Source organism: Novosphingobium sp. TH158 (assembly GCF_002855555.1).
GTDB lineage: Bacteria > Pseudomonadota > Alphaproteobacteria > Sphingomonadales > Sphingomonadaceae > Novosphingobium.
Genome location: NZ_PKRT01000001.1, coordinates 1,422,961 through 1,442,577, shown reverse-complemented (window position 1 = coordinate 1,442,577; position 19,617 = coordinate 1,422,961). Strand labels below are relative to the sequence as shown.

The following is a 19,617-nucleotide window of genomic DNA, read 5'->3' as shown; positions in this document are numbered from 1 at the left end:
GCTAGCCTGCCTGCCTGTCCGGTGCGGCATGGCCGAGATATTGATAGAGCTGATCGTAGTCGTAGGCGGGATAATCGAACAGATTGAGCAGCGAGAGGTGGCGGTGCACCACCCGCGGCGTAATTCCCACATCATGGCCGGTCGTTTCGATCGCCTCGCACAGCCGCCGGGCTCCGATGATTGCGCCGGTCTGGTCCAGCACGGCGGTGCGGGCCATCAGCAGCCGTCCCGCCGGGGGATATGGATTGATCACCGATGCCAGCATGCGCCTGGGCTGGCGTCGTTCCGCGCTGTTTGCCTTGATCAGTTCGCGCAAGACCGGTTCGGGCAAGTCTGGTTCCAGGGCGCGCGCCTGCTCCAGCGTTACGAAATCTACAGGGTCCACCACCGATCCAAGCAAGGCCAGGCTCGGCCGCGCCGCCATGATGCGGCGCATCCGCCGCACCCAATCGCCCGAGCTCGGGCATAAGATGACATCCGCATCGGCCAGCACCACGTACGGGCCGAATTCGGCCCGGTGCCGATCGTAGATGACCTGCTGGTTATCCGACTGGTTCTCCGACATCCGATATACGGCGACAAACATGCCCCGGCGCTCGAACGCGTCGATGACCTTGTGCGTCAGCGGGTCACTCGACGCATTGTCGATCAGGATGAAGCGGCAGGAGGCCGATGACTCGCGCCACAGCGAGTCGAGCGATGCCCACAAGTGCAACGGCCGGTTCCAGCTGCGCACAAGGATGGTGATGGGTATGTCGGGCGCAGCTTCCGGACGCCAGCGGGGCAGCATGCGATAGCGCCACTTGCCGTTGTCGATTGCCCGCTCGAGACGTTTGCGGAGACGATCCGGAATCATGCTGAACTCTCTTGCGGACCCGCATGGTGCAACAGATAGTCGTAAAGCGCCGCGCAGGCTGGGGGAACCTGCGCATTGCGCGCGGCCACTTCGTGATCCAATCTAGAAGATACGAACCGCCACAAACCAAAGCGCGACGGGCGCAAGCCGACCGCACGGGCAAGCTTGGCCAGCGCAGCCCGATAGGCCCCCGGATCAGCAAGATCGTAGGCAATCAACCGGAATGGCGTGCGCCGGTGGGCCTCGACCAGACGCGAATTATATTCGCGCCAGAGCTCCAGTCCCTGCGCCATTGTCAAGCCGTTGCGGCGGTGCAGGGAGGCCGCCACTGCCAGCGGATGCCGGAATGTGCCGACCAGCCGCATACGTGGCCCGGCCAGTTCCATCCATGGCTTGAGCAACAACAACAGCCTGGGGTCCTTGATTCCGCAGGCGGCGTGCGCTTCTGATGAGCTGGTCAAATTATCGATCAGCACCGCCAGTTTCTCAGCCAACACGGGATGGAGGGACACTTCGGGTGGCGGTTGATGCCAGCTCCCGCGATTGTGCGCTAGAATCTGGTCGTGCAGCCGCACCAGTTCGGCCGGTTCGAAATAACCCTTGCGATTGAAGTGGCCGGTGCGGCGCACATCGCCCAGATACAGCCCGCAGCGCTCCAGCCCTCCCGCCAGGCAACTAGTGCCGCTACGGTGCATGCCGAGCACAAGTACCAGCGGCGGAGCTTGATCCAGCCGGGTCATTTCGCAGCCACGTCGTCGAAGCCTTGCAGGAACATCATATAGGTCAGCCCGCGCATCAGCAGTCCGGCATCCATCACATCGAGTGACTGCGACCCATCCAATCCGAGCCGTGCGGCCCGGGCCTGCAGCCACGGCAGATCGAGCGCTTCACGTGTGAGCGGACAACGTGCAGCAGCGTCCAGCAACGCGAAAACCTCCTCCTTCTCGGCGGCCAGCGCTTGCACCACGTCGCCTCCAGACAATCCACGTTGCCGGTTCCACAGCAGCGTGTCGGGCAAGCGCCCCACAAACGCGCGACGCATCAGCAATTTCGTCTGTCCATGCCGAGCATGTTGCTCGGACGGAACACCACAGCAAAAATCAACCATACGCCGATCGATCGCGGGCATGCGCATTTCGAGCTGCATCGCCTCGCCCAATTCGCATTGCAACGATGCGCCACCGGATTGCAGGATGTTGTAGAACGAACGCAATGGATGCGAGGCTTTGCGCCAACGTGCGGTCAGCGCGGGATCCTGCGGCGGGCAATCGGCCAGCATGCGCTCGACGAAGTCGGGGCGGACCAGCATCCGGGCATGAGTATGGCGCCCCAGGTGCCGGTTTCGCAATCGGTGCCGGAATGCGTGGTAGCGATCGCGCCAACCGGGAACCGCATGATTGCGGCGATCCAGCGAAACAGTATAATTACCGAAATCGCCGGTCAGCAGAACGCCGATACCATCGGCGGCAGCGCGGCTCCACACTCGATGATACCAGTGCCAGCCGGCCAATGCATTGCTTGGCTCTTCCACGGTTTTCAGCATCTGGCGTATTGTCGCCAGCAATCCACCGGAATTGCCTTCTACAGTGGTTACGTCGATATTGCCGATCCGTGCAGCCAGTTGCGCTACTTGCGGTCGCTCGTCCCAAAATCGGCCCCGCGGTGGCACAGTGTTGATCCGGCGACCCGGTGCCCAGCTATAGGCTTGCAGACGGTAGCCAGATGCCGCCATTCGCGGCGCAGCCAATGCCGCGATCGAGCTGGAATCTAGCCCGCTACTCAATGCGATACCCACCTTCGCACCCGGAGTCAGCGCATTGTTGACCACTTCATCATAGAGGCCGGCAAACGCCTCCACATAATCCTCGTCACGCGGGTAGCGCAGTTTGGGCACGGCACCGGGGTCCCAGTATCGCACCCGGCGCAACACTGAACCATCGGCACCGACGGATAGCACCTGCGCCGCGGGGGCCTTGGACAAGCCAGCAAAGAACGTGCTGGTATCGCGCTTGTGGCCATAGCCCAGTTGGGCCAGCGCCATCGGGTTGAGTCTGCGCCCGCCACCTTCGAGCCAGAGCAGGTCGGGTAGGCGCGATGCAAAGGTCAGGCGATTGCGTTTTGCCGCATAATAGAGCGGCGCGAGACCTAGGGCATCCCGGCCGAGCGTGATAGTGCCAGTTCGCGCATCGAGCGCGACGAAGCACCACGCGCCCAGCATATGCTCACCACATTGCGCACCCCATGCGCCATATGCGGCACTCAGCAGTTCGCTATCGGTAAGGACCCGCGCTTGGTCGGAGGAAAATTCCAGCCGAGCCGCAACGTCTGCACGATTATCAAGGCGAGCGGAAGCGAACAGCCAGCCATTCTCGCCCGGCAGCAGCACCGGTGCAGCGCAAGAGGTTACGTGCCAGCAGCCGAGTGAACCAGTAAATGGATGACTTGCGAAATGGCTTGGCTCAAATCCCGGAAAGGACTTGTTCCACACAACGATGCTCGTCACGGCGAAATGTCCTCAGTCCGCCAAATTACCTGATCAGGCAGAACCAAGGATGCAGATTTCAGGAAGATCCCCGATCAAAGGGTGCAGACGAACGCCTGCCAATATTGGTGTGCGCCTCTAGCGAACCGAGATCACTCAATTCGGGAGCTACATAGTCCTGGGCAACCTCTTGCGCCCCGAAAGTGGCCTGCTCGTTCTGCGCTTGCCCTGTTTCGCCGTAATTTTGCATATCGTCCACCTTATGTATTTTTCGCGCCCCGAACAAACGTATCCCGTTTGCTGGTAGACGCCAATAAATCAACCTCGAGCGATTGTCCAATTGATGCCCGAGGACGACGCTGCCGTCCTCACCTCGGAAGGCCGGCTGGAACTAGCTTGGTGCCGGCGCCGCGAAATTCGAGTAGGCTCAGGAGACCCCGGTTCCTATCGCTAAAAGGGTGAACATGTGAGGTTGCGGGTCTTCAGCGAGGCCCCGCCGAGCCCAGCGTGATATCTGATTTCATCAGTCGATCGCAGGTTCACGCGCTGAATGTTGTCGCGGCCGGAATGGCGGATATAAGTGTTGTTGCATCGCAAAGCCGGCGTTCCGGAGTGCCCAACAAAGCTGACGATTCACTTGATCATCAGCCAAACCCAAGCATTGCTGTTGTCACTGAATCGCCGGGCCGATCAGCAGCAGCATCCCTGACCAGCTCGACTGGCAGGGCCTTGGGTGGTGGGAGCAGCCGGTGCTGTCTCCCGACGGAGACCACCCATGGAACACACCAACACGTCCGCGGCTCAACGCCCCCGCCGCATGGCCCGCGAGCCTCAGGCCGATGCAGGGACCCAGGTCGAGGCGCAGCCCGCTATCCCCAGCAAGCGCGATGCAGTCATCGCACTGCTCAGTCGACCGGAAGGTGCCAGCATCGATGAGATGGTCGCGGCAACCGGCTGGCTGCCCCACACCACCCGCGCGATGCTGACCGGCTTGCGCAAGAAGGGCCACGCCATCACCAGGGACAAGGTCGACGGCATCACTCGTTATCGCATGACCGCGGCGGCGACCGCATGAGCAGGCTGGCAAAAGAGCTGGCCGCCATCGAGGCGATGCCGGCGCCAGACCTGCCAGCGGCATGGCAGGCGGCAGGAGCGGGGGCAGTGCCCTCGCTTCCGGCAGGCCTGCTGCGCCGCCTGCTCGCCCAGCACTTGCAGGAGAAGCGGCTGGGCCGCCTGCCGGCGGTCGTGTCGCGCGAACTCGAACGCATCGCCGCAGGCGAGAGGGCCGCGCCGGTAATCCAGCGCGCACCGGTCCTCTCGCAAGGCACCCGCCTCATCCGCGAGTGGAACGGCCGTACGATCAGCGTCGAGGTGCTTGAGGAGGGGTTCCTCTACGAAGGGCAGACCTGGCGCTCGCTGAGCGAGATTGCCCGCGCGGTAACAGGTGCTCACTGGTCAGGTCCGCGCTTCTTCGGACTGAGGCGCAATGGCTGAGAAGATCCTTCGCTGTGCGGTCTACACCCGCAAGTCCACCGAGGATGGTCTCGACCAGGAGTTCAACAGCCTCGATGCGCAATACGAGGCTTGCGCAGCCTATGCGCTGAGCCAGCGGCACGAGGGCTGGGCGCTCAACCCCGAGCGCTACGATGATGGCGGGTTCTCGGGCGGCAACATGCAGAGGCCGGGCCTCTCACGCCTGCTGGCCGATGTCGCGGCCGGCAAGGTCGACATCATCCTGCTCTACAAGATCGACCGCCTGACCCGCAGCCTTGCCGACTTCGCCAAGATCGTCGAGGTGCTCGACAAGGCAGGGGCCAGCTTCGTCTCGATCACCCAGTCGTTCAACACCACCACCTCGATGGGGCGGCTCACGCTCAATATGCTGCTCAGCTTCGCCCAGTTCGAGCGCGAGGTCACCGGCGAGCGCATCCGGGACAAGATCGCGGCCTCCAAGCGCAAGGGTCTCTGGATGGGTGGCACCGTGCCGCTAGGCTACGACGTCGAGAACCGCAGGCTGATCATCAACCCGGCCGAAGCAGAGCTCGTCCGGCACATCTACCGGCGTTACCTTGAGCTGCCGTCGGTCGATGACCTCGCCGGCGAGCTCAACCGCAACGGTCACCGCACCAAGGTCCAGATCCGCGCCAGCGGTCCGCACCGGGGCGGCTGCGAGTTCCGTCGTGGCACGCTTTACCACTTGCTCGCCAACCCGATCTACATCGGCAAGATCGTCCACAAGGGCGAGGCTTACCCCGGCGAGCACGCCCAGGTGATCGAGGCGCCGCTGTGGGAAGCGGTCCAGGCCAAGCTCAAGGCGCAAGCGCAAGGCACCTCGCGGCGCATCCGCGCGCAGCAGCCGAGCCTGCTCACTGGCCTCCTGTTCGACGGTGAGGGTAGGGCGATGACGCCCAGCCATGCGACCAAGACCGGCAAGCGCTACCGCTATTACAATACCCGGCCCGACCTCATCGATGGCAGACCGGCATGGCGGGTGGCGGCAGGCGATGTCGAGAAGCTCGTCTGCACGCGTCTGTCAGACTTCCTGTCCGAGAGCGCGGACCTGTGCTCTCTGGTGCCGGGCGCCACTGCCGAGACCATCCAGCGCATGCTCAAGCGGGCGGATCTCATGGCGGCCAGCTTGCGCAGCGGCAGCGCGCATGACCGGTTGGAGGTCATTGAGAAGCTCATTGAGCGGGTCTCACTGACCTCTCAGAGCATCGAAATGAGCCTCTCACGCGCCAGACTGCTCGCGGCGCTGGAGGTCGCGCACGATCACCAGGTGCAAGCTGAACCCATCCTGCTCACCTTGCCGATCGCCAAGGTGCGCAAGGGGCATCAGCTCCGGCTCGTGGTGCCAGGTCCCACATCGCTCGCACCGGAACCGGCAAGGCACGACACCAGGCTGCTGGCCCTGCTCGCCGAGGCTGCTGCCGCGCGCAGGCTCGTGCTCGCCAATCCGGAGAAATCGCTCCACGCGCTTGGCGCGGAGCATGGACGCTGCCGGACGAGGCTGGGCAAGCTGGTCAGGCTCTCCTGCCTCGCGCCGGACATCGTAACCGCCATTGTCGAGGGCAGGCAGCCTGCAACGCTGACCGCCAAGCGGCTCAGCGAGATCGAGCTGCCGATGGATTGGAAGGCGCAGAGGGCGTTGATCGGGTGCCGGTGAAGGCTGATTTGTTGGGCGGTCCGGAAAGGCCCCCTTCAGTAGCGCAGATTGGGATAGCCGATACTCCCGTCGGAAACGGGGCGTCGACTTCGCGCCTTTCTGAAGAATCTGCGCATTGATTGAAAAGAGCAGCAGTGTTTATTTGTATCCATGGCGGATGTGGAACCAAGTATAGTAATCGACCGGAGGCTGGAACGCGAAGATCCCACTACGCGCGTGTCGGTCATCATCGATCAGGCGGCGATCCTTGATCTTGATGGCCCCGTCGTCATCCTTGGCGATCCAGGCATAGGCAAGAGTGTGCTGGCACAGGCCATCGGGCGACAGACTGGCTTCGTCTATGTCCGCGCGGCAAGTTTTGTGCGCAATGCTCAGCCTCAACACTTGATCCCCAACGGCGAATGCCTTGTCATCGACGGTCTGGATGAGATCGCGTCCGCGACCGTGGGGGGCGGCGTTGATGCTATCCTCACCCAGCTCTCGAAGCTTGGCTATCCACGCTTCATCCTTTCGAGCCGCGAGGTTGACTGGCGCGGGGCGGCCGATCGAATCAAGATCGAGGACGACTATGGGCGACCGGCAATCCTCCTCCACTTGTTGGCATTCGACCGCGGTGACGCGACGCATTTTCTTCGACGTAATTTTCCTTCCGTAGATGCCGATGGGGCGCTTACCCATCTCGCCGACCGTGGTCTTGAAGAAATCTACAAAAATCCACTGACGCTGCGGCTAATCGGCGAGGTCGCAGCGAGCGACGAGGCATTGCCGATCAGTCGCGCGCAGCTGCTTGAACGCGCGTGTCAGCTCCTCGTGCAGGAAGAAAACCCGCGCCATCACGATGCAGCGCACGCGCATGCCGAGGCCGAGAAACTGCTTCTCGCCGCAGGTGCCTACGCCGCCACCCAATTGCTATGCGACCTTGCGGGTCTGTTCAACGGCCCGGCGGGCACGATACCTGATAGCTGCATCCATGTCGGGAGCATCGCCGCGCTTCCGCACGCTGAGGCGATCGACGCAGCGCTCCACACGCGTCTGGTCGAAGCGGAAGGTGGTCAGCGCTTTCAACTCCTGCACCGGGTCATCGCCGAGTATCTCGGCGCGAAGTGGCTTGCGCGCTGTTTCCAATCCGGCGTGTCGGCGCGGCGGCTCTTCTCACTGTTCGGCCAGGGCCACGGCGTACCGACATCGCTACGCGGGTTGCACGCTTGGCTGGCCCATTTCGATGATACGCTGGCGGAGGTCTGAGTCGCCGCCGATCCTTATGCGGTTCTGCGCTATGGTGATGCCGAGATGATGCCCGTCCATGTCGCGCGCGGCTTGCTCGGCGCCTTGGCCGCGCTATCCGATCGCGACCCGTTCTTTCGCGCGGAGGATTGGGGCCGGCATCCGGCAAGCGGCCTCATGCGCGTCGAACTCAAGGACGACATTCTTGCCCTGATCGGGACGCCCGATCAACATACGCACCTCACGCTGCTGCTGGTCGAAGCGATGGTCGGAAACCAACTGACCGCCGCGCTGGAACCGGAATTGCGCGCGATGATGTTCGACACGGCGCGCTACTACGGCGAGCGCAGCCGCGCCGCTGATGCGCTGCGGGAATTGGGCCTCATCGGTGATCCCTCCGAGATGATCGAGCGGCTGCTCGCGCAAGGTGGCGAGGACGATCGGCGGCTAGCTTGGGAGGTGCTGCACGATCTCGGGCTTGGCGCTGTGGCTATGGAATTGGCCGTGCGCACCCTCTACGCGCACATCGGCCTAACGGTCAGCGGCCGAGACCGGAATGAAGACCGCCTCGATCTTGCGCACCTCAGCGACAGCTCGCTCGAAGCGCTGACAATCGATCAACTAACCGCGCTGCTCGACGCGGCTCGGGAGTATGGCGAGTCATTGGTCGAGAACAGCAATCACTCTGCGAAGGCACAGGTCGCTGATCTAGTGAGGCTGGGTGGGCTTCGCGCGTTAACACTTAACCCCGAGATGGAGCCGGCCGACATTTGGCGGCGCCTGCATTGGCTGGATCATCATCACGGTTACAAGCGCGGGGCGATCGATGCCCTGATCAAATGGTTCGGCGCACATCCAGCCGTCCGGCGCGGGATCCAAAGACATGTCGTGTTTGATGCCGGTTACGAGCATGTGCGCGATGCGGCGTTCGCATTCTACGAATGCGGGCTTGGCCTTTACCCAGATGTGGACGACGTCATTGCGCTGATCGAGGAGTTCGACCGTCGCCGTGGAGACGCAGCCGCTGATCTGGAAATGCTCGAGGAACTTGTCCTGCTCGCACCGCGCCGAGACGGGATTGTCGCGAATGTAAGGGAGGCAGCAGCCAAGATCGGAGCTGATTCGTCGGCATTCTTGGCGAGGCTTGAGGAGCTGTCGAAGCCGCTTGTCTATCAATGGGAAGAGAAGGAAACGGCGGCGCAGAAAGAACGCGAGGCGCGGCGGGCCGCAATCCATCAAACCTTTCGTGACAGCATCGCCAAGGATCTTCTGGCGGTCAATGCGGGCGCACCGAACCTGCTGTACAATCCGGCCAAAGCCTATCTGGGCCGCTTCAGTGATTTCGATCGGGAAAAGCCGCCCCAGACGCGCGTAACGGACTTTCTGGGCGAAGACTTGGGCGAGCGGGCGCTACAGGGCTTCATGGCGAGCTTTGATCGTAACGACAGACCGTCCGCAAGCGACATCGTCGACACGCACCTCAACGACAAAATCTACTTCGCCGAACTCAGCCTGGTGTGTGGGGTGGCCGAGCGGCTGCGACGCGGCCTTGGGGTCGATGGACTGACCGTCGAGGCGCGGGAGGCGGCCTTCATGGCCTGGAGGCGCGCGACCGAATCCCAGATTTCCGGTGGCACTGACATGAAGCCGTTGGAGGCCGCTGTGTTGCGCGACGACGCCGCGATTGAGCGGTTTTTCCGCACGTCAATCGAGCCGCAACTCGAGCGACAGGCCGGCCATGTCTATGATCTCTATTTCCTCGGCAATGATCAGCGCTGGCGGCCATTGGCGGGACGGCTAGCGGTCGAATGGCTGCGCCGCTTCCCCTCGCTTCCGGCATCGGTCGAGGCCGAGCTCCTCGGCCATGCGAGCCGTCATGCCGAGCTGGCTGACCTGCAGGCATTGGCAAGGGAAACGCGCGGTCGGCTCCATCGAGACTATGAAACGATGCTGGCATGGCTCGCGCTCGATTTCCTTGTCGATTTCGATGCGACCTTCGACAACCTCGTCGAAGCCGCGGCCGATGATCGTGACTTTCTCTGGTTCATCCGAAATCGCGTCTCCGGAGAGCGGGACGATGCTGAGCGCAGGCTTTCAGTCTCGCAGCGCCAATTCATCGTGGAACGTTTCAGCCACGCGTGGCCGCGAACCTCGCGCCCGCAGGGCAGTTCGAGCGGCGATACCAATCCCTGGGATGCGACATCGATGATCGAGAATAGCGGCTATGCCATTGGCGGCGACCCGTCTCGCGACGCGACCACCGCGCTTGAACATCTAATTGCCGTTGCCAATCCGAGCTATGTCGATCCGCTGCGGCATGCATTGGCGCTCCAGCTACGCGCCCGGCGTGATTCTGAATTCACGCCAGTATCCGTTGCGGGTCTTGCCGCCGTCCTCGGCGGCGGACTGCCATCGACGATCGACGATATGCGTGCCTTTTTTGGCGACCGCCTCAAAGACCTAGACGACCGGATGCATTCAATGGCAACCGACATGTGGGAGGCCTATTGGGACGGCGCAAAACCATGTGGTGAGAATTTCTGCCGCAACCGCTTGGTCGAGCACATCTCCGGCCAGTTACCCGACCCGATTCGCTTCGCGCCGGAAATGCACATGCCGCAGCAGAAGCGTGCGGACATTGCCGCGATCCTTGGCAGCATCGGTCTACCAGTCGAGATCAAGGGGCAGTGGCATCCCGACGTCTGGACCGCGCCGGTCGAGCAGCTTGCCGCGCGTTATCTGCATGATTGGCATGCCGAAGGCCGGGGAGTCTATGTCGTCCTGTGGTTCGGTGATGTGCCGGGAAAGAACCTGCCCTCGCATCCCGACGGGTTGGCGCGACCGAAGACCCCGGACGACCTCCGTTCGATGCTCATTGACCGGCTGCCCGAAAACCTCCGCGATGTGATCGATGTCTATGTCGTAGATGTCTCGCGACCCGCTGAGAAAGCATCTCCGACCACATGATCAAACCCGCCTTTCTCAAATCGCAGGTGACGAAGGCCAAGGTGCGTCGCAGACCGCCAAAGTTTTCTTGGTCTATGGCCGCGATGAGGCCGCCAGGCATGCTGTCGCCCGCATTCTAGAGACCAGCGTTGGACTCGATGTCGTCATCCTTTCAGAAAGACCCAACAAGGGCCGTTCTATCCTCACGAAGGTCCAGGAAGAAAGCGGCGGTACTGCCTTTGCTGTGATCCTCATGGCCCCTGACGATCTGGGACGTCTGCGTCAAAAGTTACTGCCGTCAGGCTCGCCGGCACCTGTTGCGAAGTTTCGTAGACTTGGGTGGCAGGTTACTTAGGGGAATCTATGCCCGTTTGGGAGACATGAATGAATGGCAGGTACCAAGTTAGTGGATGCTCAACTCACATGGCGGCTCTGTCAGCGTCTGCGGTCAGCCGAATTTCCAGCCGAGATACCCAGTCTGGATCTGATCTTGAAATTGACCGCTTGAGACCACTTTGACCGCAGGCGCTTAAGGCCGGCTCGTAACCGTCGGAAATGTCGCCCAGATACCGGCCCCCAAAGGGGAAACCATTCCGGCTGCAGGTTCTGCTGAATGACTGGTGCGGTCGAGAAGACTCGAACTTCCACGGGCTTTCGCCCACAACGACCTCAACGTTGCGCGTCTACCAATTCCGCCACGACCGCTAAATCATCGGGGGACGAAACCGTGCGGTTCGCATGCCCCGGGGGGGTAGGAGGGCGCCCCTAGCAAAAGGGGAACCGGGGGGCAAGCGGTGATGTTGCAGGTTTTTTGCCTGCCGCGCGATCAGCCCGGTTTCCAGCCCACATCGGCATATTTGGCCGTGCGCGGCACGCCGGTGACGGCTTCGTTCACGGTGACGCTTTCGCCCGGATTGAGCTGGCGCTTGGAGACGATGACCACCCACGAATAGACGATGCGTTCGCGCGAATCGCGCAGGACGATCAGGATCGGCGGCACGGTGCGGCGCTGCTTGCCGATATTGGTGACCTTGCCGCTCGCGCCGAAGTATTCGACGCCGTTGGGCAGGGTGCGCCGATCGAGCCGGTTCGGCGGAAAATCGAGCTGCAGGTCGGCCTGGCCTTCGGCGAAGGTCTGGTTGCCGAAGGGCGCCCAGTCCGGCAGGCCGTAATACCACACTGCCGCCATGGCCGAGCAGGCCACCGCCGCAAAGACCGCGGCGGCCATGGTGTACATCCTCAGCGGATTGCGGCGCGGGCGGAACGGCGGTTCGTGCTCGAAGCTCGAATAGCTTTCCTCATAGCCGCCGGTATCGTCGTAATAGGGCGGGGGAGGGCTGTCGGGGATCGGCGGATCGCCGCGGAAATCCTCCGGCTCTGCTGCAGGTGCAGGCTCCGGTTCCGGTGCGGCGACAGGCGGTGCGGCCATGGGCGCGGGCTCGGGCGCCGCGGCGGCCACGGGCTCCGGCACGGGCGGCGGGGCCGCAGGTGCGGGGGGAGGCGGCGGCGGGGGGGCGGCGACAGGGGCGACCGGCGGAGCGGCGACCGGCGCGGCAGGGGCCTGCGCTTCCGGGCCTTCCTGGAACCATGAATGGCGGCACTTGGCGCAACGCACGGTGCGCCCTTCCACGCCGATCGCCGCGTCGGGCACGACGTAGCGGGTGTTGCAGGCGGGGCACGCAATGATCATGACAGAGGGGTTAAGCCCGTGCGAGGGGGCAAGGCAATCCCCCCGCAAGGCCTTTGTGCGGCAAAGCGGGAGACTATCGCCCTTTTTTCCACATGGGATCGCGGCTATAGCCCGCCGGTGCAGCCGAATGGACCCCAAGCCGAGTGACCAGGACAGACAATCGATGACCCAGTCCGGCAGCGGCGAGATCGTGCAGTTCGATAATGTCGGCCTGCGCTATGGCACCGAGCGGGAGGTGCTGAGCGACGTTTCCTTCACGCTCTACCCCGGCTCGTTCTACTTCCTCACGGGCGCCAGCGGCGCGGGCAAGACCTCGCTGCTCAAGCTGCTTTACCTTGCCCAGCGGCCATCGCGCGGGGGCATCCGCATTTTCGGCACCGACGCGATCACCCTGCCGCGCGAGCGGCTTCCGGCCCTGCGCCGGCGCCTGGGGGTCGTGTTCCAGGACTTCCGGCTGGTGCCGCACCTCTCCGCCTTCGACAATGTCGCCCTGCCGCTGCGGGTTGCCGGCTTCACCGAAAGCGATCTGGCGCGGCCGGTGGCCGACATGCTCGAATGGGTGGGGCTGGCAGACCGGATGCAGGCGCGCCCGGCCACGCTTTCGGGCGGTGAACAGCAGCGCGTCGCCATTGCCCGGGCCGTGATCGGCCGCCCGCAGCTGCTGGTCGCCGACGAACCGACCGGCAACGTCGATCCCGACATGGCGGTAAAGCTGCTGCGTCTGTTCGAGGCGCTGAACCGGCTGGGTACTACCGTGGTGGTGGCCACCCACGACGTCCATCTGCTCAAGAAGGTGCCCGACAGCCTGATCATGCGGCTCGACAAGGGGCGACTTTCCGATCCCACGGGGGCGCTGCGCTATCCCCCGCGCCGCCCGGCGATGCCCGCATGAACCGGCCGCTCAAGCTTTTGCCGATCGGCGCGCGCGAAGGGCGTGGACGGGCGGAACTGGTGCCGCAGGCGCGGCTTTCCGGGCCGATCCCCTGGGTCATCGCGATAATGGTGATGCTGACGGTGATCGCGGCAGCGGGCGGGCTGGCCCTGCGCAAGCTCGCATCGGTGGCGCAGAACGAGCTCAAGGGCGGGATCACCGTCCAGATCGTCGAGGCGCGCTCGGACGTGCGCGATGTCCAGGCGCGGCAGGCTGTTGCCGTGCTGCGCGCCCTGCCGGGGGTGAAGTCGGTAACGCCGGTGCCGCAGGAACAGGTCGATGCGCTGGTCGAACCCTGGCTGGGCGGCGAAGTGGGCGAGGCGGGCATTCCCGTGCCGGCGCTGATTGACGCGCGACTTTCGGGACCAGTATCGCGCAACACGCTGGAAGACCTGCGCAGCGCCATGCGCCAGAAGGTGCCGTCCGCGCGGATCGATGCCCAGTCAAGCTGGCTGGGGCCGGTGTTCGGGGCGCTATCCTCGTTGCAGTGGCTGGCGTTGGCGCTGGTCCTGCTGCTGGCGCTGGCGACGATTGCGGCGGTGCTGCTGGCAACGCGATCGGCGCTGGGATCGAACCGCGAGACCATCGAGATCGTCCACCTGCTGGGCGGGACGGACAGCCAGATTGCCCGGATTTTCCAGCGCTCCACCGGCCTTGCCGCACTGGAAGGCGGCATCGCCGGCTTTGCCGCTGCCGTGATCGTCGTCATGCTGCTGGGCCAGCAATTCGCCGGGCTGGGCGCGGGGCTGATCTCCAGTGGCGGGCTGGGCTGGGTCGAATGGTTGATGCTGGCGCTGGTTCCGCTTGCCGGAGTGGCGCTGGCCACGCTAACGGCGCGGCTTACCGTGCTGCGTTCGCTGGCAAGGATGCTATAGAACCCCACCCGATGACTCGCCTGAGCCGCCTTGCCGCAAGCGCGCTGCTTGCCTACCTCCTCGGGTTCCTGTGGTTTGCCTTTGTGCCGCCGGCGCCGGCGGGCGCGCAGAAGACCGATGCCATCGTCGTGCTTACCGGGGGCGAGGGCCGCATCGGCCGCGCGCTGAAAATGCAGGCCAAGGGCTATTCGCGCCGGATCTTCGTCGCAGGGGTGGACAAGAAGGTGCGCCCGCGCGAATTCGCCGCCGAATACGGTGTCAGCGGCGGCACCATGGCCTGCTGCGTGGTGCTCGATTTCAAGTCGGTCGACACGATCAGCAACGCCAGCGAAGCAGCGTTCTGGATCGCGGCGAACAAGGTGAAGTCGGTCCGGCTGGTCACGTCCGACTGGCACATGCGCCGTGCCGCGCTCGAGCTGAGCCGGATTGCGCCCAATGAGCTGACCATCGTGCGCGATGCCGTTCCCTCTGCCCCCAGTTTCGAAACCCTGGTGCTGGAATACAACAAGTTCCTCGCCCGCTATGTCGCGAGCTTCGCCGGCGCATGATCCCCATCGGCGCTGCGCTGCGCAGCCTTGCCTTTTACCTGGCCTTCTATCTCGGCAGCTTTTTGCTGGCCCTGGCCTCTGTCCCGGCGAGCTACATGGACCGCCGCCGCATGGTCTGGCTGGCAGAGGGCTGGGCGCGCTGGCACCGCTGGTGCGTGGTGAACCTGCTGGGCATCCGCGTGGTCGTGCAGGGCGAAGTGCCGCAGGGCCGGGTCCTGGTGGCGGGCAAGCACGAAAGCTTCTTCGAGGCGATCGACCTGCCCAACCTGCTTAACCGCCCCGTGCCATTCGCCAAATCGGAGCTGCTCGACATCCCGCTGTGGGGCAAGGTCGGTGTGGCCTATGGCATGGTCCGGGTCGAACGCAGCGAGGGCGCCAAGGCCCTGCGCGCGATGATGCAGTCGGCCCGCGCCTTCGGCCAGGAAGGCCGCCCGCTGGTGATCTTCCCCGAAGGCACGCGGGTGCCGCACGGGGAATGCCCGCCGCTGCGCTCGGGCTTTGCCGGCATCTACAAGCTGCTGAACCTGCCGGTCGTGCCGATGTCGGTCGATAGCGGGCGGTTCTATCACCGCTGGATCAAGCGCAAGGGAACGATCACCATCCACTTTGGCGAAACCATCCCGGCCGGGCTCCCGCGCGAGGATATCGAGGAACGCGTGCGCGTGGCAATCAACGCGCTCAACCGGGAAGCCCGGTGAAGCGCCGCAACCTGTTCGACGTCCTCGGCCCCGGGCTGGTGACGGGGGCGGCGGACGACGATCCCTCCGGCGTCGGCACTTACAGCCAGGTCGGCGCGCAGTTCGGCTATTCGATGGGCTGGACGCTGGTGTTCGGCTTTCCGCTGCTCGCCTCGATCCAGTCGGTCTGCGCGCAGATCGGCGCCACCACCGGCATGGGCATCGCCCAGAACCTGCGCCAGCACTATCCGCGCGCCCTGCTGCAGGCCGTCGTGGTGCTGCTGCTGGTGGCCAACATCATCAACCTGGGTGCCAATCTGGGAGCCATGGCGGCGGCGCTTGCCCTGCTGCTGCCCGGGCCGATCATGGCCTATGTCGTCGGCTTCGGAGTGCTCTGCGTATTCCTTGAAGTGTGGTTGAGCTATGCTGCCTATGCCCGGGTGCTCAAGTGGGCAACGCTTTCGCTGTTCGCCTATGTCGGCGTGGTTTTCGTCGCCGATGTTCCGCTGTGGCAGGCGCTCAAGGGCATGGTGGTGCCCAGTTTCACCTTCGATCGCGAACACGCGATGGCGCTGGTCGCCATCTTCGGCACCACGATCAGCCCCTACCTGTTCTTCTGGCAGGCCGGGCAGGAAGTGGAAGAGCAGCACCGCCGCCACGTGAAGCCGCTGATGGTCAGCCCGCGCCGGGCCGGGGCCGAGCTCAAGCGCATCCGCACCGATACCCTGGTCGGCATGGGCTTTTCGCACCTGGTCGCCCTGTTCATCGTCGTCGCCACCGCGGCAACGCTCCACGCGCATGGCGTGCGTGATATCGAAAGCGCGGCGCAGGCGGCCAATGCCCTGCGCCCGATCGCGGGAGACCTTGCCTTTGCCCTCTTTGCGCTGGGCATCATCGGCACTGGCCTGCTTGCCGTGCCGATCCTGGCGGGCAGCGCCGCCTATGCGGTGAGCGAAACCTTCGGCTGGACCGTGGGGCTCGACCGCAAACCGCGCGAGGCCAAGGCCTTTTACGGAATGATCGCGCTGGCCACCATGGGCGGGGTCGCGCTCAACCTTGCTGCGATCGACCCGATGAAGGCGCTGTACTGGGCAGCCGTGGTCAACGGCCTGCTCGCCCCGCCGCTGATGGTGGTGACCATGCTGATCGCACAGAACCGAAAGGCCATGGGCCGGCTGACCATCTCGCGCCGCCTTGCCATCGGGGGCTGGCTTTCCACCGCCGTCATGGCGCTGGTCGCCGCGGTCTTCCTGCTCAGTTGATCCAGCCCGGAAAAAGTACGGCCCGGCACGCCCTGGAGGAGGCGGCCGGGCCGAGTCTGTCCGCCGAAGCGGAGAGCGTCAGAATTTTTTCGATGCGCCCAGAACGAACATGCGTCCCAGCGTGAAGCCGTTGGCGAAGCCGTTTTCGTTCTGGCCATTGCGGCGCAGGACCGGCGGTTCGGCATCGGTGACGTTGTTGACGTTGAGCGTGAAGCTCAGGTCCTTGAACATCCCGTCGCCCGGCACGTCATACTTGAAGAACAGGTTTAGCGTGTTGAACGAGTCCACCCGCGACTGCGGCACAACCGCAGTGGTCGGGGTGATCGGATAGCCCTTGCTGTGGTTCCAGGTAGCCTGGGCGCGGAACTTGCCCACGTCGAGGCCGGCAACCAACTGCAGTTGCAGCTTGGAGGTATCGCGCTGCAGCTGGTTGGATTCGGCTGCGGTCGGGCTCGCCTGCTGGACGCGCTTGAGCGGGGCATTGAAGTTCATGCCCATGTCGAAGCCGCCCCAGTCGGTCTTGTGGGCATAGTTCAGCGCGAAGTCGATGCCTTCGACCTTGAGCACGCCGAAGTTGCCGACGCGGAAGTCGACCAGTTCGACGATGCGCCCGCCGCCGGCGGCAGCGATTGCGGCCGTCAGCTGCGTCTGCAGTGCCGGAGCCAGGGTGCCGAAGAAGGCATTGATCTGCGACGAGGTCAGCCCGTTGACGTCATAGGCGACGTTGCTGGGGAACTCGGCGAAGATACCGGTGCCCGGCGTCGGCGTGCCGAGGATGTTGGTGAACTTCACGTTGTAGTAGTTGGCGCTGACGCGCAGCCCGTCCATCGGCTCGATATCGAGGCCGATCGACCAGGTATCGGCTTCCTGCGGCTTCAGGTTCGGCTGCGAACCCTGGAAGGCGATGGCGTTGTTGGTGCCCGGCAGAGTCGTCGTGCCCGGCTTCACGAAGGGCACGAAGGGGAACAGGCTGATCGAACCCGACAGCGAACCCAGCTGGTCAAGCGGGGTCGGCGCGGTGAACGAGGTGCCCCAGTTGCCGCGGATCGTCAGCCAGCTGGCCGGCTTCAGCGTGGCACCGATCTTCGGATTGAAGGTCGAGCCGAAGTCGCTGTAGTGATCGTAACGGCCCTGCGCCGACAGGGTCAGCATCGAGCCGCCGTTGCCGTCGCTGAGCACCGGCAGCACCATTTCACCGAACAGCGAGTGGACGTCGCGGCTGTAGGTGTTGGGAGCAACGCTGCCGAGCGTACCGATGCGGATGTCGCTGCCGAAGCGCTTCGTCAGCTTGTCGTTCATGAACTCGTAGCCCATGGCGACGCGGACATCGCCGCCGGGCAGTTCGAGCAGCTTGCCTTCCGCGATCAGGCGGCCGTTGAGCAGCCGGTCCTCGGCCCGTCCCGCGATCATGTTGTCGAGGATATCGGCAACAAGCGCGGCATTGTTCGAGGCAAGGTTAAACGGGTTGAAGCTTGCCGCGGCAGTCGCCGGGGCCGACGGCGCACCGGCTGCGTTCAGGCGGGTGCTGTTCGGGCGGGTCAGCTCGAAGCGGCTGTCGCTCTGGCTCCAGTTGGCGAGAGCGCGAAGCTGCCAGTCGTCGTTGAGGTCATGCTTCAGTTCGGCATTGGCACCCCACTGGCGGATCATCGTGTCGGCGCGGGCGCTGTCCTTGCCCGACAGCGGCTCGAAGCTGAAGTTGACCGCGGCAACCGTGGTCACCGGCAGGAAGCCGAACAGCACGCCCGGTCCAAGCGCCACGCCGGCCGGCAGCGAGCTCGCCACGGTCGGGTTGTTGGCGTTGATGTTGACCGAGGCGTTCATGATCGAGGAGGCGTGAGTCTTGCGCTGGCTCCAGTAGGCGCGCACGTCTACCGAGGTGCGGTCGCCGAAGTCCCAGGTCAGGCCGCCGATCACGCCGTGGCGTTCAGCCTCGGGCACGATGGTTGCATCTTCGCCAAGGTCGCAGCGGTTGGCCGTTCCTGCGACGAGGCCGGGGAAAGCGTAGGAGTTCGAGGAGAACACGCCGCCCGTGGCGTTGATCACGGTGTTCACCGCAAGGTTCGGCTTGGCGCAGTTCAGGTCACGACCCGGCAGGCTGGCGACGCTCCAGTCGACATTCTGGATGTAGTCACGGTCGCGGCCATAGAGCGAATCGTTCTTGGTGTAGGAATAGGAAACCCAGGCCGAACCGGTTTCCCAGGTCTTGCCCGCGGTGATCGATCCGTCCCACTGCCAGTAATCATCGGCAAAGCCATAGTGGCCCGAAACCTTGACGCCGTCGAAACGCTTGTGGGTGACGAAGTTGATCACGCCGGCGACTGCATCGGCGCCGTAGATCGCCGAGCCGCCTTCGGTGACCACGTCGACGCGGGCGATCGCGCCGGTCGGGATCAGGTCGGGATCGACCGAGGCCTGGTTGACGCCGGCCGTGGCGACGCGGTGGCCGTCGACCAGGATCAGCGTCGGCGAGCTGGCGGCATTCGGCGAGGACAGGTTGCGGATGTTCGGGCGCGAAATCTGGATCTGGTTCACCGCGATGCCCAGATCGGCAATCGGTACGCGGTTGAAGTAGTTGGTCACCTGCGGGATCGAGGCGAGCAGTTCGTTCGACGACTGCGCGGCAACTTCCTCAAGCTTGCTTTCACCCAGCGAGATCGCGTTGGAACCCACCGGGGCCTGGCCGCGGATGTTGGTGCCGGTAACGACGATTTCCTCGTCGGCAGCGGCTTCCTCTGCCGCATCCTGCGCGCGAGCGGCGGCCGGCAGTGCGATGGCGAGCGCCAGCGTGGACAATGCGATGCCCGAACGGATTGCCGGACGAATGGAATGGTGAGCCTTCATGTTCCCTCCCTTGAATGAGCGGTTTTCCGGACTCTGGCGTTCCGGATTGGCCGGTGTTAGCGCAAACAATACGGCGCCGTCAAGGAAAGTGGACTTTGTCGTCCATTTAAGCGATGTCG

The 19,617-nt window shown here is 64.1% G+C and carries 16 protein-coding genes and 1 tRNA gene; 11 read left to right on the top strand and 6 right to left on the bottom strand.

Features of this window, described 5'->3' with window-relative positions; all coding sequences use genetic code 11:
• Window position 1: 1 nt before the first annotated feature.
• Genes C0V78_RS07220 through C0V78_RS07210 form a run of 3 tightly spaced genes read right to left on the bottom strand, consistent with a single transcriptional unit; the run spans window position 2 to window position 3,359 of the window.
• Complete coding sequence (locus tag C0V78_RS07220) at window positions 2-856, bottom strand: glycosyltransferase family 2 protein (protein WP_101797101.1); 855 nt, start codon at window positions 854-856, stop codon at window positions 2-4.
• Window positions 853-1,596, bottom strand: a complete 744-nt coding sequence (locus tag C0V78_RS07215; RefSeq protein ID WP_101797100.1) for a hypothetical protein — start codon at window positions 1,594-1,596, stop codon at window positions 853-855. Before C0V78_RS07215 ends, C0V78_RS07220 begins: the two co-directional genes overlap by 4 nt.
• Entirely contained in the window at window positions 1,593-3,359 is a 1,767-nt protein-coding gene (locus C0V78_RS07210) for an asparagine synthase-related protein (RefSeq protein WP_101797099.1), read from the bottom strand. The genes C0V78_RS07215 and C0V78_RS07210 overlap by 4 nt, the downstream gene beginning before the upstream one ends.
• Window positions 3,360-4,113: 754 nt before the next feature.
• On the opposite strand from C0V78_RS07210, the gene C0V78_RS07205 reads away from it, so the two are divergent.
• The 6 genes from C0V78_RS07205 (at window position 4,114) to C0V78_RS15275 (ending at window position 11,029) form a co-directional block, all read left to right on the top strand.
• Window positions 4,114-4,413, top strand: a complete 300-nt coding sequence (locus C0V78_RS07205) for a DUF3489 domain-containing protein (RefSeq protein ID WP_101797098.1) — start codon at window positions 4,114-4,116, stop codon at window positions 4,411-4,413.
• The gene (locus C0V78_RS07200; RefSeq protein WP_101797097.1) at window positions 4,410-4,832 is read left to right on the top strand and encodes a DUF2924 domain-containing protein; all 423 of its coding nucleotides are present in this window, start codon (window positions 4,410-4,412) and stop codon (window positions 4,830-4,832) included. Before C0V78_RS07205 ends, C0V78_RS07200 begins: the two co-directional genes overlap by 4 nt.
• Window positions 4,825-6,504 carry a recombinase family protein gene (locus C0V78_RS07195; RefSeq protein WP_101797096.1) on the top strand — a complete coding sequence of 560 codons (1,680 nt, stop codon included), beginning with the start codon at window positions 4,825-4,827 and terminating at the stop codon, window positions 6,502-6,504. Before C0V78_RS07200 ends, C0V78_RS07195 begins: the two co-directional genes overlap by 8 nt.
• Window positions 6,505-6,654: 150 nt before the next feature.
• On the top strand, window positions 6,655-7,749 hold the full coding sequence (locus tag C0V78_RS07190; protein WP_101797095.1) for an NACHT domain-containing NTPase: 1,095 nt from the start codon (window positions 6,655-6,657) through the stop codon (window positions 7,747-7,749).
• 45 nt (window positions 7,750-7,794) lie between these two features.
• Window positions 7,795-10,695 carry a hypothetical protein gene (locus C0V78_RS07185; protein ID WP_101797094.1) on the top strand — a complete coding sequence of 967 codons (2,901 nt, stop codon included), beginning with the start codon at window positions 7,795-7,797 and terminating at the stop codon, window positions 10,693-10,695.
• A complete protein-coding gene (locus C0V78_RS15275) occupies window positions 10,655-11,029 on the top strand; it encodes a TIR domain-containing protein (protein ID WP_101797093.1) in 375 nt (124 codons plus the stop codon). The genes C0V78_RS07185 and C0V78_RS15275 overlap by 41 nt, the downstream gene beginning before the upstream one ends.
• A 263-nt stretch (window positions 11,030-11,292) precedes the next feature.
• Here C0V78_RS15275 and C0V78_RS07175 read toward each other — a convergent pair.
• Together C0V78_RS07175 and C0V78_RS07170 are read right to left on the bottom strand one after the other, a co-directional pair.
• Window positions 11,293-11,379 (bottom strand) — tRNA-Leu (locus C0V78_RS07175).
• A 121-nt stretch (window positions 11,380-11,500) separates the two neighbouring features.
• On the bottom strand, window positions 11,501-12,364 hold the full coding sequence (locus C0V78_RS07170) for a zinc-ribbon domain-containing protein (RefSeq protein ID WP_101797092.1): 864 nt from the start codon (window positions 12,362-12,364) through the stop codon (window positions 11,501-11,503).
• Between the two features lie 163 nt (window positions 12,365-12,527).
• Here C0V78_RS07170 and ftsE point away from each other — a divergent pair, with 163 nt between their 5' ends.
• Genes ftsE through C0V78_RS07145 form a run of 5 tightly spaced genes read left to right on the top strand, consistent with a single transcriptional unit; the run spans window position 12,528 to window position 16,657 of the window.
• Entirely contained in the window at window positions 12,528-13,256 is a 729-nt protein-coding gene (gene ftsE / locus C0V78_RS07165; RefSeq protein WP_101797091.1) for a cell division ATP-binding protein FtsE, read from the top strand.
• The gene (locus C0V78_RS07160) at window positions 13,253-14,170 is read left to right on the top strand and encodes an ABC transporter permease (RefSeq protein WP_101797090.1); all 918 of its coding nucleotides are present in this window, start codon (window positions 13,253-13,255) and stop codon (window positions 14,168-14,170) included. Before ftsE ends, C0V78_RS07160 begins: the two co-directional genes overlap by 4 nt.
• 11 nt (window positions 14,171-14,181) lie before the next feature.
• Window positions 14,182-14,718, top strand: coding sequence for a YdcF family protein (locus C0V78_RS07155; RefSeq protein WP_101797089.1), 537 nt, complete (start codon window positions 14,182-14,184; stop codon window positions 14,716-14,718).
• Complete coding sequence (locus C0V78_RS07150; protein ID WP_101797088.1) at window positions 14,715-15,416, top strand: 1-acyl-sn-glycerol-3-phosphate acyltransferase; 702 nt, start codon at window positions 14,715-14,717, stop codon at window positions 15,414-15,416. Before C0V78_RS07155 ends, C0V78_RS07150 begins: the two co-directional genes overlap by 4 nt.
• Entirely contained in the window at window positions 15,413-16,657 is a 1,245-nt protein-coding gene (locus C0V78_RS07145; protein WP_101797087.1) for an NRAMP family divalent metal transporter, read from the top strand. The genes C0V78_RS07150 and C0V78_RS07145 overlap by 4 nt, the downstream gene beginning before the upstream one ends.
• 78 nt (window positions 16,658-16,735) lie before the next feature.
• Here the strand turns inward: C0V78_RS07145 and C0V78_RS07140 are convergent, their stop codons facing one another.
• A complete protein-coding gene (locus C0V78_RS07140; protein WP_101797086.1) occupies window positions 16,736-19,498 on the bottom strand; it encodes a TonB-dependent receptor domain-containing protein in 2,763 nt (920 codons plus the stop codon).
• Between the last annotated feature and the right edge of the window lie 119 nt (window positions 19,499-19,617).